Origin of the sequence: Enterococcus sp. AZ020, from assembly GCF_050499205.1 — a bacterium.
In the GTDB taxonomy this organism is placed as follows: Bacteria; Bacillota; Bacilli; order Lactobacillales; family Enterococcaceae; genus Enterococcus_L; species Enterococcus_L dunnyi.
Map to the genome: position 1 here is coordinate 2,721,432 of NZ_JBIPAT010000001.1, position 17,243 is coordinate 2,738,674.

Below are 17,243 nucleotides of genomic sequence, written 5' to 3' on the forward strand. Positions count from 1 at the left end.
TTATAGCATAGTATAAATGAGACTTGAAGTATTCTTCTCGTTTATTTTTTATATAACAATGGTACGTCATATTTTTTACACAAAAGGAGCAGACAAATGAAAAAAGTGATTTTACTGCTTATGTTTGTATTGGTTTTACTCGTTGGTTGCAACAGTAAACGATACCCAGCCGAGATAGAAGCCAATGGTCAACTGAATGAAAATAAAATCAACTATAATAAATTAGTAAGAGCGATCGATCAGTCAAATTTTAATCAAGCAAGAGAGACCATCTACAAAATGGAGCAGCGTTACCCGAATGACTATATGTTAAACAGAATATCAAACCAAGTAGAACACTATTTAAGTGCAGACTACAATTTTCATTACAATAGAGACTGGGAAGCAACATTAAAAGATGTAGATATTGTCGAGGAAAACGTTGGGTCAAAAAAATTAATAAAAGATGCAAAAGAACTCAGAAAACAAATCGATGTTACTAAAAAGACGTATGACGGTCATTCAACAGAACGTGAACGAATGTTTCAAGCTGGAGCAACGCCAGAGAATATTGACAAAGTATCAGATCAAGAAGTAAACAACATTCAAAAATTATCCAAAAACAAAGGGCAACCAGAGCCGCACAAAGGAGAATATCTTTTTATCCAAACAATGGCGGAAGAACATCCCGAATTGAACATGTCTATTAAAAAATATGAGGAATATTGGGGTAAGGAGTAATGAGGCAATTAGAAAGTTAAGAAGTTATTTCAAATAGATGAATGCCACGCAAATACGAATGATTAAGAAAAAACACCAATTTTGAGGAGAAATCGGTGAAAGGCTATTATTTGTGAAAAGGGGAGATCATGAGAGCCTCTTTATTCAGTCATTAAACTAGAAAAATCGAATATCATATTAACGGTTTGAGCAGTTTCTCCTAGTTCTTTCAGCGTTGCTCTTTCTATGAAGCGGACATTTCTTTCAGGAGCAGTAAAGTCAAATGTTTTAACTTGTAAAGGATTTATATGTCCTTTCACTTGGTGATCAGCGCTCAGTTCGATAAAATGACTTTTCACATTGATAGTTGATATTATCGGACAAACGGCAATCATTCCAGTCACGGCATTGTACTCGTCGCTGCTAATGACGATACCTGGTCGTTTCTTTTGGATTTCCCGACCAATACTAGGATCAAAATTGATGACTACGATATCTCCACGTTTAGGTGTGTATCCTTGAATGCTGAAAACCATTAAAGTTGTTCCTTTCCAACAGGGGTGTCGTCTGGAAACCCATCGCCGACTTCTATTTCTCGGTTATCTTCAAACGCTGTCTTAAATAAGTTGGCTTTCTTTTTAATGAAAGTAATGCTGTCATCATCACCCTTAATAGCGATATAATCAATATTTTCTTCTATTCCGAATTTTGCTGGAATCGTCAAGACAATTGCGTTCCCTTGTTTTCTAGTCTTCAAAATATCCCCTCCTGAAATTCTTTTCTGATACTATTATACAACAAGCAATTAGTAAATACAACGTAATTACTTTTTTCTTGTAGTCATTCCTTTACTTCTTTTAATTTCTGTCAAATCAGATAGTTTTTTTATCCAAAAAAAGAACCAATACATGATTGGTTCTTTTCGATTCTATTTCCAAATTTCAGTCATCGATTTGTTGATTACTGTATTTGATTTCGTCGTATAATTTATATAGCGTGCTGACATTCCCCAGCCATCAGCTAGAATGATGAAATCGTGATTTTTATTATTTTTCTTTCCAGTCCATGTTCCTTGAACCGACACCGAATGTCCTTTGGTACTACTAATAAAATAACTAAAAATGACATCGTGTTTATTTGATATTGCATTTCTTATTGTTGTAAAACTAGGGTTGCTAGCATCTTTATATTTGAGATTAACTTTTTTATCCTTACCCAAACTTACTAAGGCAGGACCGATTTTATTTACAGGTGTTCCACCGTAAATAATTGTTTTACCATTCTTAACCGTTCTACTTGTTTCTTTAGTCGATGATTTAGACCAAAGGTTATTGTATGTTGTTTTTAAATTAGATGGCACCCATGATTGACCAAGTCCATATCTATCTGCAACAATTGTCATTGCTGTTACTGCACATGCGTATTTCCCGGCAGCAGATTCTGATTGCCCTTGGGTCATCGAAATAAAATATGGCAACATATGGTTTGCTTGGAAAGAGTAATCACTAGGATAATTTTGCATAACGTCACCTGTGTGACCATATTGAGAGGCTGTTGTTATACTTTCTCCAATAACATCAAAAACTTCTTCTTGATACATTTCAAGTTCATCAGCATCCATCACTTTACCTGAACTTGTCAATGCTGTATCTTCTACAACAACTGAATATTCATTTGGTAAAGTTTCAATCAAAACTTGTTCTGATTCTGGAATATCATCTTTGTTCACATTTTCATTCGTTCTTTCGTCTACATTTTGTATCATTTGTTCATAAAAATCAGGTACATTTTTTTCTAAATTGAATTCAGAAATATAGTCACCATCTAAACTCATATCTACAATCACATATCCGTAATCCACATCATTTTCAGATAGTTTACAATCATAAGAAAGAATCTCATTTTCACTATTCAATATAGGTGTCATTGCAGTAACAGATAAATTTTTATCAGGTAAAATACCATTGGCAAAATCAAGTGCTACCCTAGCATAAACTTCTTGTGTAATTTTAGTTGTAGTTTCAATTTTGGCTGTATTTTCTTCTGTATAGAAAACTTCTGATGCATACGTAACCGTGTTACTTGAGAAAAGAATACCACTAAACAGTAAACCCAACATTTTCAATTTAAACATTTTTTTCATTTGTCCCATGAACCTCCAATTTTTAAATTTGACAACGAGTTTACTCTTAAAACATGATTAGACAATAGTTCATTTGAGTTGGATAACAGTTCTACATGATCGCCAACTTCAACAGTTTTCATATAATTAAATAGAATTTCTTCAGTGGCATCATTTCCATGTTGATCAAATGTTGCATTTCTAATATCGATTTTTAATAGTGAATCTGTTTTGATCTCCATAAATTCACTAGAGATAACTTTTATTGTGAAATCAAGTTCATTTTTAGAAGCGACATCCCCAATAATCAGTTCAGGAGGAATTGTATTTACAATCAAGTCTTGAGAAGGTACTTTCTTTTTTTGGTAGAAATATCCTCCAATACAAATAATAATAAAAACAATGATTAAAACTTTCCATTTCATGTTACTTTATCCCCAATCTTTTAAACTAAAATAATCATCATATATTAAAGAATAACTCATTTAACTAATGTTATTTTAATTTAAACTAAAAGTCAATATTTTTTTGTTTTAAGTAATTAATAGTGAGTGTGGATGGAAAAGTTAGATAATGAAAGAGAGAGGAGGTCGGGAAAATCGGGAAAAAGTGTTCAAATCGGAAAAATAAGAAGGAGACATTTCTGCTCCTAGGGCTTATTCGTTTTCTTCTATTCTGAATTTTACTGGAATCTTCAAAACAATCACTATAACCTTAAATAATTCTATATAGCAAATCGACCTAAACATATCTTCATATAAAAATCTTTCTAAAAATAACCCCCTCAAGCAAATTTATCACGGTTTTCCAACACAAACCTGTATAATAAAAAACAGCAAGCAATCGAAAGGAGAGCAGTAATGAAAGATGGTTTATACTACGCAAAACAATTCCGAGAAAAGAAGCTAAGTGTCACCGAATGGATCGATGAGCGAGATCAGCAAGTAAAAAAGCTTAATCCTGATCTAAACGCCTTTGTCGACTGGGATGCTGAAGCTGCCAAAAAGCACTTTGAAACGACTCAAATAGCTGATGGTCCTTTTTCTGGTCTACCAATTCCGTTGAAAATGTTAGGGCAAGACAAAGTGGGCATGAAATCGACTTTGGGATCTCGTTTATTCAAGGAGCATCGAGCAGCAGCAACGGATAATTTTGTTCAAGGGTTAGAACGTTTAGGTTTTATTCCGTTTGGAAAAACCAATGCACCTGAATTTGGATTTAAGAATATTTCTGATCCGACGATTTATGGTCCAGCGAGAAATCCGTGGAATTTGGCTTATTCTCCTGGTGGTTCTAGCGGTGGTGCGGCCGCTGCTGTGGCGAGCGGGTTGTTTCCAATCGCTGGTGCAAGTGATGGCGGTGGTTCGATTCGGATTCCTGCTTCGTTTAGTGGGTTGATCGGTTTAAAGCCGACAAGAGGAACGATGCCAGTTGGTCCCAATGGCTGGCGGGGGTGGCAAGGGGCTTCAATCGATTTTGCCTTGACTGTTTCGCTGAGAGATACGGAGACGCTTTTTTATCATCTGCGAGGGACAGAAAAAGCAGCACCGTATCAAGCGCCAAAGGTAGAATGGTCTCATCAAACGGCATCGGATAAAAAACGTTTGAAAATTGCCTTTTTGACTGAATCACCGGTTGGTACGCCTGTTTCATCAGAAGCTGTCAAAGCTGTGCGCAAGGCGGTTGCCTTTTTAGAGCAGCAAGGGCATGAAGTGACCGAAATTTCGTATCCAGTCAATGGACATCAATTGATCGACAGTTATTACGCAATGAACGGCGCAGAGACCGCGGCAATGTTTAGCGGTATCCAGGAAGCAATTCAACGTCCGTTAACGATTTCTGATATGGAGCTGATGACGTGGGGAATCTACCAATATGGACGACAATTACCTGCGAGCGAGTATGTTCAGTCACTGCAATTATGGGATCAGGCTGCCTATCAAATGGAGCAATTATTTGAAGAATATGATTTATTTTTAACACCAACGGCAGCAGATATTGCACCGAAAATCGATGCAGAGCTGCAAAGTGATCAGATTCGTCAAGACTTAGCTCAGGCAGAATCTTTATCAGTAAAACAGTTACAGAGGTTGATCTATGAGATGTTTGAAAAGAGTTTGACGATCACGCCTTTTACACAGCTGGCAAATTTAACTGGACAGCCGGCGATCAATTTACCTACCCATACCGCTGATTCTGGTTTACCGCTGGGGATTCAGTTTATGGCTTCAAAAGGCAGAGAGGATCTACTTTTCCAAGTAGGAGAACTTTTTGAGCAGGAACAGCAGTTTTTATTACCTAAATTTTATCGTGAATCATAGGAGGTTCTAATGAAAAAGATTATTACTAGTTTAAGTGTGATGGGCTTATTGTTTGTTTTAGCAGCGTGTGGGAGTTCGAAAGAATCATCTTCAGGTAAAGATCAAAGTTGGGAAAAAGTAGAAGAAGCGAAGAAGCTGACCGTTGCGACATCTGGTACCTTGTTTCCTTCGTCTTACTACAACGATCAAAATGAATTGACTGGCTACGATGTGGATGTGATCAAGGAAGTGGCTAAACGGTTGGATTTGAAGGTTGAATTTAAAGAGTACAATGTGGATGGACAGATCACATCTGTGGCAAAAGGAGAGTCAGATTTAGCAGCAAATGATTTTAGCTTGACGGGAGAAAGAAAAGAGAAGTTCAGGTTGTCTTCACCGATCAAATACTCTTTTGACAGCATGATCGTGCGGAAAAGTGATGATTCAGGTATCGCTTCTCTGGAAGATTTAAAAGGCAAAAAAGCAGCAGGTGAGCCAAACACAAATTATATGAAAATCGCAGAGAAATACGGAGCAAAACTAGTAACATATGATAATGCCACGAATGATCAATATTTGACAGATGTTGCCAATGGCCGGACAGATGTGATCTTGAATGATTATTACCTGCAAAAAATGTCTGTTGGGGCACTGCCGGATATTCCAGTGAAAATTTTAGAGGGTGTCTATTTTAACGCCAATTCAACCGGCTTTTTAATGAAAAAAGACAGTGTAGCGCTTAGTGAAAAGATCAATGAAACGCTAAAAAAAATGGCGAGTGATGGCACAATGAAAAAAATCTCTGAAACGTATTTCCAAACGGATGTTTCAGTAGAACCAAAGGAAAAGGTTGAAGAAAGTGTTTCGGTGGAGTAAATGTATATTCCAATGATCGATCTTCGTTTAATGGTTGACTCCATACCATTTTTACTGACGGGATTACCTTATACCATTGGCATCAGCGTGTTGACTTTTTTTGATCGGGAATATGTTAGGTATCATAATGACGATGCTCGGCATGTTGCCGTCAAAAATCGTAAAAGGGTTTGTTCGTTTTTATATTTCCTTTTTGCGTGGTGTGCCAGGGCTGGTTTTGCTTTTCCTACTGTATTTTGGTTTGCCCTATCAGTTAAATGCATTGACCGCGGCATGTATTTGCTTTAGTTTGACCAGCAGTGCCTTTATTGCTGAGATTTATCGCGGATCGATCGCGGGTGTAGGTACTGGACAATGGGATGCGGCGTATGCGTTAGGCTTACCTTTTGGACGAGTGATGCGTAAAATTATTTTACCGCAGGCGTTTCGAATCTCTATTCCGGCATTGGGCAATGTGGCGATGGATTTATTAAAAGGCACTTCGCTGGCGGCGATGATCACGATTCCGGATATTTTCCAAAAGGCTAAAATCGTCGGTGGTAGAACGTTTGACTATATGTCGATGTATATTTTAGTAGCTGTGATGTATTGGTTACTGTGTATTGGGATCGGTTGGGGACAAAATCGTTTGGAACAGTATTATGCAAAGCGGTATGAAGGGAAAAGTAGCGTTCGTATATAGTATGCTTAGCCAAAATAATACATTTTTTATAGATAGAATCAGTGATTGTTAAATCATTACTGCGAAAAGACAAATAGTGTTTAAGAAGCTATGCTAGCACAGTTTCTTAAACTTAACGCAGTTTACAATGATGACTTGAAAAATAAGATGATCATTGCACCGTTAACCATAAATCTTTTTTACTCCTTTTTTCAGAACAGTACAAAAATTACTTGAAAAAAATACTGACACAATGTAAACTATTGTAATGGAGAAAGGAGTATTTTATGAAAACTATTGAAGAAACAGGGAAAGTTTCATTTCCCCAAGCAGTAAAAGATTTTTGGAAAGGTTATGCTGATTTTAGAGGGCGCTCAACTCGTGCAGGTTTTTGGTGGGCGAATTTGTGTATTGCTATTATTTATGTTGTTTTATTTATCATCATAAGCACTAATTCTGCCAGTCGATCTTATTATGAGTCATCTGTGAGTCCTGTTCTATTATTTATCATTGTCATTTTTTCTCTGGCATTAGTTGTACCCATGTTGGCGCTGACAGTGAGAAGATTAAGAGATGTAGGATTAAAGAGCAAAGCGATACTTGCATTGATGGTCCTTTATTACGGATTATATCTTACATTTGTTTTGAGCTTTTATTCATCATTTTTAAGCTCGATCACAAGTATGCTTTATCAATATTCTGATAGTTATTCAGTACCTACTATTATGAGTAGCAGCTCACCATTGTTTATTTTCTTGTTTATGACATTAGCCACATTCGTCTCTGTATGTCCATTTTTACCGACAAATATGTTGGCGACTAAAAGCAATAATCCTATTTTAAAATCTATTTTTTCTAGTGCGCACGAAAATATCACAGAATAGTTTAGATCAAAGCAATAAGTTGAGAGCTATAAATGATAAAGTATGTAGCTTATTTCTGATTTTGATATTTATTTAAAGACAGGGCTGTCCCTGTCTTTTTTGCATATTATAGTCATTTATCCAAGGTTTTTTAGTACGTATTTTGATATATGTATGGTGAGGAAAACAGTAAATCGTATGAATCAAACAAATTTGAAGGTAAAAAAATTATCAATAGATTTCAACATTTATAAGTAGTAAACTAGATTTACAAATGTTTTAAAGAAGTTATTAGGAATAAGAAATTTTAAGAATGTGATAGAAAGGAAAATGATATGACAAAACATAATACAGAAATCAAAATCGTTAAGACAAACTCAGAAGACGAACATTTTCTTTATCTATGTCGATTGTTGGATGAAGACTTAGATCATCAAAGCTACAATGAAAAAGATAAAGAAGCTTACTCTCTTTTTAATGAGCCTCTTAAAAATCAATTGGTATTTATAGCATATGATCAAGAGCATCCTATTGGTTGCGCATCACTTAAAAGGTTTGACCAAGATCATGCAGAGGTCAAGCGAGTATTTGTCAAAAATGAATACCGTTCAAAGAAGATTTCTTGGCAATTGATAGATATTTTGGCTGATGAAGCGAAGAAACAGGGGTTTCAGAGGTTGATTTTGGAAACGGATATTTATTTTTTTGGTGCAATCAAATTTTATGAAAAATATGGCTTTACGAGAATTCCAAATTTCCCGCCTTATGAAGAGATGGAGACATCGATTTGTATGGAATATGAATTGTGATAAATAAAAAATACAGTTGACTGTTTATGTTGGTTTAAATAGAAAGCAACATGGTGCTTTAATTAGTGAAAACTTTTTCATTAGTTACGCTATGTTGCTATTTTTGATAGAAAGTACTGCTGCGTAAAGGATTATTTAGCGACAAAAGACATGGTCATTTTAGTTGCTAGAAGAAAACCTTTAGTATTTAAAGAAAGAGCCTGTTGATGATTAGGGATTTGTTGTCTATAATATGAATGACTTTACATATCTAAAGTGGGACTGAAATTTTTATCACCTATACTTTTGTTCCATTGAAAGCACTATAGATCATTTGATACAGAGAAGACAAAAAATATCTTTCTTTAACTGAAAGCTATGACTCATTTCAATCGGAGGGGAAAATGGAAAACGCACATCTGATTCAAAATAAATGTAAGACTTGCGGCGCGCCCATGGCTGATCCTAATGCACAAAGATGTTCTTACTGCATGATGCCGCAGCAGGAGAACAGTGATCAACAAGCATTTCTGTGTTCAAATTGCGGCTCTTATCTTGATCACTACATGGGGGGATTCAAGTGTGCCTATTGTAAATCTACGTTCTCTTTGAATGATCAAACGGGCTTAGACAAAGCTTTTTTTGGGAAACAAGAAAAGCTGGATTTAGAGGTTTCACAAGATCAGGCAAAAACGGCTTTTTATGAATGGTTGGCTAAGAATGATTTATCTCAAGGAGAAATAGAAAGTATAGAGATAAAGCCGTTATATGTTCCTTATATGATCGCGACTATTAAATATCAGGCAATATTTAGTGCGGATATCGGTCAGGAAACGTGGGGACCATACGTTGAGATAAATGGTGTTGAGAAGAAAAGAAAAGTGATGGAATGGCAAACCGTACAGGATCATTTTGAAAGTTCTTCGATCAAGAGTTATCTGATCACAACAGAGCTTTCTTTAGAAGTTCAAAGTTTTGCTAAAAAAGTTGAGTGCAAAAAATTCATGGAAAGAGCGAGAGCGCTCAAAAATGAAGAGCGGGAAAATGGTTCATACTTAACTGTATCACCAAAAAGTGTCGAAGCGATCACAAGAATAGTAAAAAAACATATTCCGATCTCTGCAAAGAAGCTAGCTAAATCCAAGCTATCGAGCAGTGAGGTAAAAGAGTTGAACATCGATTCTTTAAAATATGAAATGGCTTCCGATTATCTTTATGTCCCATTTTGGCAAGTTTTTTACAAATATAAAGGGAAAAATTTCCAAGTATTGATCACTGGAATGGATCGAACAGAGCTAGTTATAGACGGGAGTCGGCCAACGATTGAAAAAGCACGCACGATTGCCGAAAAAAAGGAAGTTCAGTCCTATAAAAATCCGTTCAGCTTTACTATTTTACTTATTTTTCTAGCAGCTATCGCTATATTTAAACCAATCAGATTGATCATCTCTGTTTTACTTGGTGTTTATCTGCTAGGGTGTCTAGCAACAGCTCTCAAGAACGCTAAAGCTAAAAAAAATAATCTATGAGAGAAAAAATACAAAAATCCGTGAATATTTTCGCTTCTTCCCGCCTAAAATGTTTACATTTAACTAGCTATAGTGTACTATTTAAAGGTATGCATAACATCAATTCATGTATAAAATTAAGTTATTCGGAGGGAAACAAATGTCTGCGAAATGGGAAAAAAAAGGCACCAACGATGGTGTGTTAACTTTTTCAGTTGATCAAACTCTAATTGAAAAAGGCTTGAAACAAGCATTTGATAAAGTCAAAAAAAATCTTAACGTTCCAGGATTCCGTAAAGGAAAAGTGTCACGTCAAGTATTTAACCGTATGTACGGTGAAGAAGCATTGTATGAAGATGCTTTGAACGCTGTATTACCAGAAGTTTACGAAGCAGCTGTGAAAGAAGCTGGGATCGATCCAGTATCACAACCAAAAATCGACGTTGAAAGCATGAACAAAGGCGAAGACTGGGTCGTAACTGCAGAAGTAACAGTAAAACCTGAAGTAAAATTAGGCGAATACAAAAACTTAACAGTTGAAAAACAAGATCGTGAAGTAACAGATGAAGACGTAGATGCTCGCATCCAACGCGAATTAGAAGCACAAGCAGAATTAGTGATCAAAGAAGACGAAGCTGCTGTTGAAGGTGACACAGTTGTCATCGACTTTGAAGGCTTCAAAGACGGCGTTGCTTTTGAAGGCGGCAAAGGTGAAAACTACTCTCTAGAATTAGGTTCTAATTCATTCATTCCAGGCTTTGAAGACCAATTAGTTGGTAAAAAAGCTGGCGAAGAAGTTGAAGTAAAAGTAACTTTCCCAGAAGATTATCAAGCGGAAGACTTAGCTGGTCAAGAAGCTGTTTTCCAAGTGAAAGTACACGAAGTAAAAGCAAAAGAATTACCAGAATTGGATGATGAATTTGCGAAAGACGTTGATGATTCAGTTGAATCATTAGACGAATTAAAAGAAAAATACCGTAAAGAATTAACAGAATCTAAAGAAGCTGCAGCAACAGAAGCTAAAGACGAAGCAGCAATCCGTCAAGCTGTTGATAATGCTGAGATCGTTGATCTTCCACATGTCATGGTACATGATGAAGTACACCGTTCAATGGATGAATTCTTGAATAACATGCAACGTCAAGGAATCGCGCCTGATATGTACTATCAATTAACTGGTACAACAGAAGCTGACTTGCACAAACAATTTGAAGCAGAAGCAGAAGTTCGTACGAAAACAAACCTTGTGATCGAAGCGATCGCTGCTGCTGAAGATATCGAAATTACTGAAGAAGAGATCGAAAACGAAATCAAAGATCTTTCAGAACAATATAACATGCCGATCGATCAAGTAAAACGTGTCTTAACAGAAGATATGTTGAAACATGATATTCGCATGAAAAAAGCAGTAGAAGTTATTACTGAAACAGCAACAGAAAAATAATTCAACTAAAAAAGGCATTCCTTTTCATGAGGAATGTCTTTTTTTGTTTTGCTGAAAATCATCATTTTGAGGTAATTTGATCTAACCAACCGATCAATAGTTGATAAATACGCAGCCCTTCTCCGTTGTTTAGGTCACGATCGAAATCATGTGGCAAATCTGAGACTTCTTCATAAGTCACTGCTGGGATAAGAGTAGCTGCTTTTCTAGATATTTCAACAGGTACATCCTGATCACCAGAGCTATGAGTTAAGAAAGCCGGTGGTAAGCTTGCTAAGTCTGTTTCAGATAAGCTAAAAGTATTTTTTTCACTAGGAGTTTTCACTAAATAATTTAACCAATTCCCAAATTGTCTACCTGATAAGTAAAGAGAAAAACGTTCGTTGATCGATATGGTTGCTTTGGGTTTAGGAGAGATCAACGCTTGTGCTGCTAGTGGTACTACTTTAGCAAACTGGTTATAATAACTACTAGGCTGGCTAAAACGAGGATCAGTCAAATCGTAGTACCCATAGAAGCTGATCATTCCTTTTTGTTCGGTTTTTTGGTATTTTGAAGAGAGTAAGTAAGCCAAATAGCCGCCAGCAGATCGCCCAAATAAAAAATAATCAGCGTTAGATAATCCCAATGTAGTTTGATGATTAGCCAAAAACCAATCGATTGCTTTTTGAAGATAAGAGTCGATCTCAGTAAGTTTACATTCTGGTGCTAACGGGTAATCAACAGTCAATAGATTGTAGCCATTTTCTACAAGTAGTTCACAATAAGAATTAGGTAGATCATCCCGTTCACCGTAAACTAGACCACCACCATGGAAATAGAGTAGTGTGGCTTTACTTTCAGTTGTGTGTTCATCAGAATAAAAGGTCATAGATAACAGTAAATCGTCTAATTGAGCATAGCAAAATTCTTGTTTTAGCATGAGAATTCCTCCGTAATTTTAAATAGTTTCACGAACTTATTTCTATTTTAACCCAAGTAAACCCAATATTTATGTTTAATGCGCACAAAGATAAGAGTTAATTTGTGAAGGTTGGATAGTGTGTGAAAATCAGGAACCGCTTACAATGAATATGATAACAAAAGAGGGAGATGTATCAAATGGATTTAAAGAAAGTGTTACAAGAAAATATCGATCACTTGTCTAGTATCGGCAATGATCCAACCGGCGGAATGACACGCTTGTTATATTCTGATTCATGGTTGGCAGCACAAACATCTGTAAAAGAAAAATTAGAAGCAATCGGTCTGACCGCTTCATTTGATGAGATCGGGAACCTCTTTGGCAGAATAGAAGGAACAGAGTTTCCAGAAGAAACGGTTCTATCAGGTTCACATATAGACACCGTTGTAAATGGAGGAAACTTAGATGGTCAGTTCGGTGTGATCGCAGCCTATGTAGCGATCCAGTATTTGTTAGAAACACACGGAAAGCCAAAACGTTCATTAGAAGTCATTTCGATGGCAGAAGAAGAAGGCAGTCGTTTCCCGACAGTTTTCTGGGGCAGTAAAAACTTTGTTGGTGAGGCAAAGAAAGAAGACGTCGTAGACATCGCTGATTTTGAAGGCTTGAAATTTGTGGAGGAGATGCGCCGCCATGGCTTTGACTTTAGAGATGAAACAAAAGCTGTGCGCAATGATATCAAAGCATTCGTAGAAATTCACATCGAGCAAGGAACAGTTCTTGAAAAAGAAAATCTTCAAATTGGTGTCGTCAATAATATTGCCGGACAAAGAAGATATACGATCGTCTTAAAAGGTGAAGCAAACCACGCTGGAACAACACCAATGGGCTACCGCAAAGACGCAGTCTACGGTTTTGCCAAAATTTGCTCACAAGCAATCGATCGTGCGCTTGAGGTCGGTGATCCTTTAGTGTTGACTTTCGGAAAAGTCGAACCAAAACCAAATACAGTGAACGTTGTTCCTGGTGAAGTCTTATTCACGATGGATTGTCGTCATACGGACAGTGGCGAACTACATGCATTTACGCAAGAAATCGAGGCGTTGATGAGAAAAATCGCTGCGGAGCATGAATTAGAAATCGATATCGATTTATGGATGGATGAAGCGCCAGTACCAATGGATCAAGAAATCGTAACAGCGATCGAAGCAGCTGCTAAAGCAGAACATATGGAGTATAAAGTCATGCACAGTGGTGCCGGTCATGATTCTCAAATCATCGCTCCTAATTTTCCAACTGCCATGATTTTTGTTCCAAGTATCAATGGAATCAGTCATAATCCAGCAGAAGCGACAGACATCGATGATTTAGTCAATGGCGTAAAAGTATTAGCAAGTACGTTGTACGAATTAGCATATAAATAAGAAAGTAGGCAAAATAAAATGGGATACAAAAATAATCAAACAGGCTATCTTGACGGTTTATTATCCTCAAGAGCAGTCATCAAAAAAAATAATTACGCACTGATTCCTCACGATGGATTAGTGAACAATGTGATTCCAGGTTTTGAAAATTGTGATTGTTCGATTTTAGGTTCAAAACAATTAGGCGCAAATTTTGTCGATTACATCATTACCCTTCATAAAGATGGTAAAAATGAACGTGGTTTTGGCGGTGAAGGAATCGAGACGATCGTCTACGTGATCGATGGTGTCCTAAAAGTCAGCGATGGCACTGAAACTCACGAGATAACTAAAGGCGGTTATGTTTATTTACCAGCAAGCACATTGATGTATTTAGAGAATGGTCAAGATGCTGATACAGAGATTTTCTTGTACAAAAAACGGTATCAACCATTAGAAGGCTATGAAGCACATAAAGTTGTAGGAAATGTCAATGACATTGAACCGATTGAATATGAAGGAATGAAAGATGTTTTATTATGGGATTTCTTACCGAAAGATTTAGGTTTCGACATGAATTTCCACATCCTTTCATTTGAACCTGGGGCTAGCCATGGGTATATCGAAACACATTACCAAGAACACGGAGCGTACTTACTTTCAGGACAAGGCATGTACAATTTGGATAATGAATGGATGCCGGTCGAAAAAGGGGATTACATCTTTATGAGTTCTTATGTACAGCAAGCGGCATATGCTGTTGGCCGTGATGAGCCTTTGATGTATGTCTATTCAAAAGATTGTAACCGTGATCCAGAAATTTAATTTAGTGAAGAGGAAGTTTAAGAATGAATGAAACTGTTGTAGTGAAACCAGAAGAATTGCATGCATTGATTGAAAATAAATTAGAAAAAGCAGGTCTGAAATCAGAGCATGCAGAGGAAGTGGCGACACACTTGGTATTTGCAGATGCTTGCGGTATCCATTCACATGGCGCCGTTAGAGTGGAGTATTACGCAGAACAAATCGACAAAGGCGGCGTAACCCTTGATCCAAAAATTGAATTTGAAGAAACTGGACCAAGCTCAGGAATCGTCCACGGAAAAAATGGAGCTGGACAATACGTAGCAGATGTCGGTCTCGGCTATGCGATCGATATGGCGAAAAAATCTGGCGTAGCTGTTGTCGGCATTTCTAAAATCAGTCATAGTGGTGCACTTTCTTATTACGTGAAAAAAGCTGCACAACACGATTTAGTTGCGATCGCAATGTGTCAGTCTGATCCAATGGTCGTACCGTTTGGCGGGAAAGAAAATTATTTTGGCACGAATCCGATTGCATTTGCTGCTCCTAGAAAAGGTCATGAGCCGGTCGTTTTTGATATGGCAACAACAGTTCAGGCATGGGGAAAAGTATTAGATGCTCGTTCTAAAAATAAAGACATTCCTGATACTTGGGCAGTCGACAAAGATGGGAAACCTACAACAAATCCGCATAAAGTAAATGGTCTATTACCGATCGCAGGACCAAAAGGATATGGACTGATGATGATGGTGGATATCTTATCCGGTATGCTTTTAGGCTTACCATTTGGGAAACATGTATCATCGATGTATGATGACATCACTAAAGGCCGAGATGTTGGTCAAATGTATATTTTGGTCGATCCAAGATGTTTCACAGATCTAGATATGTTTAAGAATTCTGTGAATGAGATGGTGGAAGAGCTTCATGAGATTCCAGCCGCTGATGGTTTTGATCAGGTCTATTATCCAGGTGAAATCAATCAAATCAATTATGAAAAATCAATGGCGAATGGTATTGAGATTGTCAAAGATATTTATGATTATCTGAAAAGTGATACGCTGCATTATGATCGGTATGAAAATACGAACGCTTTTGGCGAAAAGAAATAATTAGATTGAACTAATGTAAAAAAGTAAAAGGACTTTCACAAGAAAGTGTTAAATATTAATGTTATCCAGCTACACAGGCTAGCTTTTCGGAAAAAAGAAAAAAATAGAGTGAGACAAAAAGCGTCTCAATCGATTTTTCCTATTTTTCTGTCAGAGCTTGTCGAGCCTGTTCCGCTTTTAAATGTTATCCAGCTACACAAATCAATTCCTAGGAAAATAGATAAATTGCCAGTGAAACGAAAAGCGTCTCAATGTCAATTTCCTAATTTTCTACAGAATTAGGCGATTTGTTTCGCTTTAAATGTTATCTAGCTACACAAATCAATTCTTAGGAAAATAGATAAATTGCCAGTGAGACAGAAAGCGTCTCAATGTCAATTTCCTAATTTTCTACAGGATTAAGCGATTTGTTCCGCTTTTACTGTTATCCAGCTGTACAAGCCAACCTTTCGGAAAAAAGATAAAAATAAATTGTGGTAAAAAACACCACATTTTATTTTTCCTATTTTTCAGTCAAGGTTGAACGTCTTGTTCCGCTTTTATTAAAAGGAGGGATTCACTTATGAGAGTTACGAAAGCAGAGTTACATCAATTGATCCAAGACAAAATTGCAAAATCAGGGTTATCAAATGAGCATGCAGCGATCGTCAGCGATGTGTTGACTTTTGCCGATGCTAGAGGGATTCATTCGCACGGGGCAATGCGTGTAGAATATTATTCCGAAAGAATTGCAAAAGGCGGGATTACAAACGATCCAGCTTTCTCCTTTGAGCAGACTGCACCAAGTTGTGGAATGTTTGAAGGTGATAATGGCTCAGGTTTTGTGGCAGCGAAATTCGCTATGGATCATGCGATTGAAATGGCAAAAGAAAATGGCGTGGCAGTTGTTGGTGTGCGTAATATTTCTCATAGTGGAGCCCTCGCTTATTATGTGGAACGAGCGGCAGAACAAGATATGGTTGCTTTATCTGTTTGTCAATCTGATCCGATGGTCGTTCCTTTTGGCGGAAGTGAGCCTTATTTTGGTACAAATCCGATTGCCTTTGCAGCACCAAGTAGTGATGAACGCATCATCACGTTTGATATGGCAACGACTGTTCAGGCATGGGGCAAGATTTTGCATGCTCGTTCGAAAAAAGAAGCCATTCCAGATTCGTGGGCAGTCGATGAAAAAGGTAATCCAACAACGGATTCTACAGCAGTTAATGCTTTATTACCGATCGCAGGACCAAAAGGATATGGTTTGATGATGATGGTCGATGTCCTGTCTGGGATTTTATTAGGTGTACCATTCGGCAAACATGTTTCTTCAATGTATCATGATTTGTCTAAAGGACGTGAATTAGGACAGCTTCATATTGTGATCAATCCAGAATTTTTCATTGGAATAGATACATTCAAGGAAAATATTTCTGCAATGCTGGATGAAATCAAACAAATCAGTCCTAGTCCTGGATTTACAGAAGTAAATTATCCTGGTGAACGAGGACGGGCACGAGAAAAAAATTATGAAGAAAATGGAATTGAGATCGTCGATGATATTTACCAATATTTGATCAGCGATGATATTCATTATGATCGCTATGATCATAAAAATAAATTTGCTGAATAGCTTTTCAATTTTGCTGAAAATCACAGCGAAGATGCATGAGCTGATGATGAACAGTACAAGACTTTCGTAAGAAAGAGTTGAACCTTTTTTCGATAAAAGATGAATAAGCCTATTACACTCTTAAACGTATCCAGTTTCATAGGCTAA

Annotated in this window: 16 protein-coding genes and 1 pseudogene; 12 read left to right on the forward strand and 5 right to left on the reverse strand. The window is 37.0% G+C overall.

Annotated elements, in window-relative coordinates:
- Positions 1 to 96 precede the first annotated feature (96 nt).
- A complete protein-coding gene (locus IGI58_RS13085; RefSeq protein WP_429953064.1) occupies positions 97 to 720 on the forward strand; it encodes a hypothetical protein in 624 nt (207 codons plus the stop codon).
- A gap of 140 nt (positions 721 to 860) precedes the next feature.
- Here IGI58_RS13085 and IGI58_RS13090 read toward each other — a convergent pair whose 3' ends face one another.
- From IGI58_RS13090 to IGI58_RS13105, 4 genes are all read right to left on the reverse strand, one after another.
- Positions 861 to 1,235: a type II toxin-antitoxin system PemK/MazF family toxin gene (locus tag IGI58_RS13090; RefSeq protein ID WP_429953063.1), complete on the reverse strand. Its 375-nt coding sequence runs from the start codon at positions 1,233 to 1,235 to the stop codon at positions 861 to 863.
- Positions 1,235 to 1,456: a type II toxin-antitoxin system PemI/MazE family antitoxin gene (gene mazE / locus IGI58_RS13095; RefSeq protein ID WP_429953062.1), complete on the reverse strand. Its 222-nt coding sequence runs from the start codon at positions 1,454 to 1,456 to the stop codon at positions 1,235 to 1,237. Before mazE ends, IGI58_RS13090 begins: the two co-directional genes overlap by 1 nt.
- Positions 1,457 to 1,627: 171 nt before the next feature.
- Positions 1,628 to 2,824: a hypothetical protein gene (locus IGI58_RS13100; protein ID WP_429956327.1), complete on the reverse strand. Its 1,197-nt coding sequence runs from the start codon at positions 2,822 to 2,824 to the stop codon at positions 1,628 to 1,630.
- Positions 2,825 to 2,838: 14 nt separating this feature from the next.
- Positions 2,839 to 3,246 carry a hypothetical protein gene (locus IGI58_RS13105; RefSeq protein ID WP_429953059.1) on the reverse strand — a complete coding sequence of 136 codons (408 nt, stop codon included), beginning with the start codon at positions 3,244 to 3,246 and terminating at the stop codon, positions 2,839 to 2,841.
- A gap of 435 nt (positions 3,247 to 3,681) precedes the next feature.
- Here IGI58_RS13105 and IGI58_RS13110 point away from each other — a divergent pair, with 435 nt between their 5' ends.
- The 7 genes and pseudogenes from IGI58_RS13110 (at position 3,682) to tig (ending at position 11,261) form a co-directional block, all read left to right on the forward strand.
- Complete coding sequence (locus IGI58_RS13110) at positions 3,682 to 5,142, forward strand: amidase (RefSeq protein WP_429953058.1); 1,461 nt, start codon at positions 3,682 to 3,684, stop codon at positions 5,140 to 5,142.
- Between the two features lie 9 nt (positions 5,143 to 5,151).
- A complete protein-coding gene (locus IGI58_RS13115) occupies positions 5,152 to 5,997 on the forward strand; it encodes a transporter substrate-binding domain-containing protein (RefSeq protein WP_429953057.1) in 846 nt (281 codons plus the stop codon).
- A pseudogene (locus IGI58_RS13120) lies at positions 5,998 to 6,679 on the forward strand (amino acid ABC transporter permease).
- A 266-nt stretch (positions 6,680 to 6,945) separates the two neighbouring features.
- Positions 6,946 to 7,542, forward strand: coding sequence for a DUF805 domain-containing protein (locus IGI58_RS13125; protein ID WP_429953056.1), 597 nt, complete (start codon positions 6,946 to 6,948; stop codon positions 7,540 to 7,542).
- A 314-nt stretch (positions 7,543 to 7,856) separates the two neighbouring features.
- The gene (locus IGI58_RS13130; protein ID WP_429953055.1) at positions 7,857 to 8,330 is read left to right on the forward strand and encodes a GNAT family N-acetyltransferase; all 474 of its coding nucleotides are present in this window, start codon (positions 7,857 to 7,859) and stop codon (positions 8,328 to 8,330) included.
- A 383-nt stretch (positions 8,331 to 8,713) separates the two neighbouring features.
- Complete coding sequence (locus tag IGI58_RS13135; RefSeq protein WP_429953054.1) at positions 8,714 to 9,838, forward strand: hypothetical protein; 1,125 nt, start codon at positions 8,714 to 8,716, stop codon at positions 9,836 to 9,838.
- A 139-nt stretch (positions 9,839 to 9,977) separates the two neighbouring features.
- Positions 9,978 to 11,261, forward strand: a complete 1,284-nt coding sequence (gene tig, locus IGI58_RS13140; protein ID WP_087639485.1) for a trigger factor — start codon at positions 9,978 to 9,980, stop codon at positions 11,259 to 11,261.
- Positions 11,262 to 11,322: 61 nt separating this feature from the next.
- Here tig and IGI58_RS13145 read toward each other — a convergent pair whose 3' ends face one another.
- Positions 11,323 to 12,183 carry an alpha/beta hydrolase gene (locus IGI58_RS13145; protein WP_429953053.1) on the reverse strand — a complete coding sequence of 287 codons (861 nt, stop codon included), beginning with the start codon at positions 12,181 to 12,183 and terminating at the stop codon, positions 11,323 to 11,325.
- A gap of 179 nt (positions 12,184 to 12,362) precedes the next feature.
- Between IGI58_RS13145 and allC the strand changes: the two genes are divergently transcribed.
- The 4 genes from allC to allD (IGI58_RS13165) all read left to right on the forward strand — a co-directional run bounded on the left by allC (position 12,363) and on the right by allD (IGI58_RS13165) (position 17,096).
- Positions 12,363 to 13,589 carry an allantoate deiminase gene (allC, locus tag IGI58_RS13150; protein WP_429953052.1) on the forward strand — a complete coding sequence of 409 codons (1,227 nt, stop codon included), beginning with the start codon at positions 12,363 to 12,365 and terminating at the stop codon, positions 13,587 to 13,589.
- Positions 13,590 to 13,607: 18 nt separating this feature from the next.
- Positions 13,608 to 14,393 (forward strand): (S)-ureidoglycine aminohydrolase, encoded by a 786-nt coding sequence (gene allE / locus IGI58_RS13155; protein ID WP_429953051.1) that lies wholly within the window; start codon positions 13,608 to 13,610, stop codon positions 14,391 to 14,393.
- Positions 14,394 to 14,416: 23 nt separating this feature from the next.
- Positions 14,417 to 15,484: an ureidoglycolate dehydrogenase gene (gene allD, locus IGI58_RS13160; RefSeq protein WP_429953050.1), complete on the forward strand. Its 1,068-nt coding sequence runs from the start codon at positions 14,417 to 14,419 to the stop codon at positions 15,482 to 15,484.
- A 562-nt stretch (positions 15,485 to 16,046) separates the two neighbouring features.
- The gene (gene allD / locus IGI58_RS13165; protein ID WP_429953049.1) at positions 16,047 to 17,096 is read left to right on the forward strand and encodes an ureidoglycolate dehydrogenase; all 1,050 of its coding nucleotides are present in this window, start codon (positions 16,047 to 16,049) and stop codon (positions 17,094 to 17,096) included.
- The last annotated feature ends 147 nt before the right edge of the window (positions 17,097 to 17,243 follow it).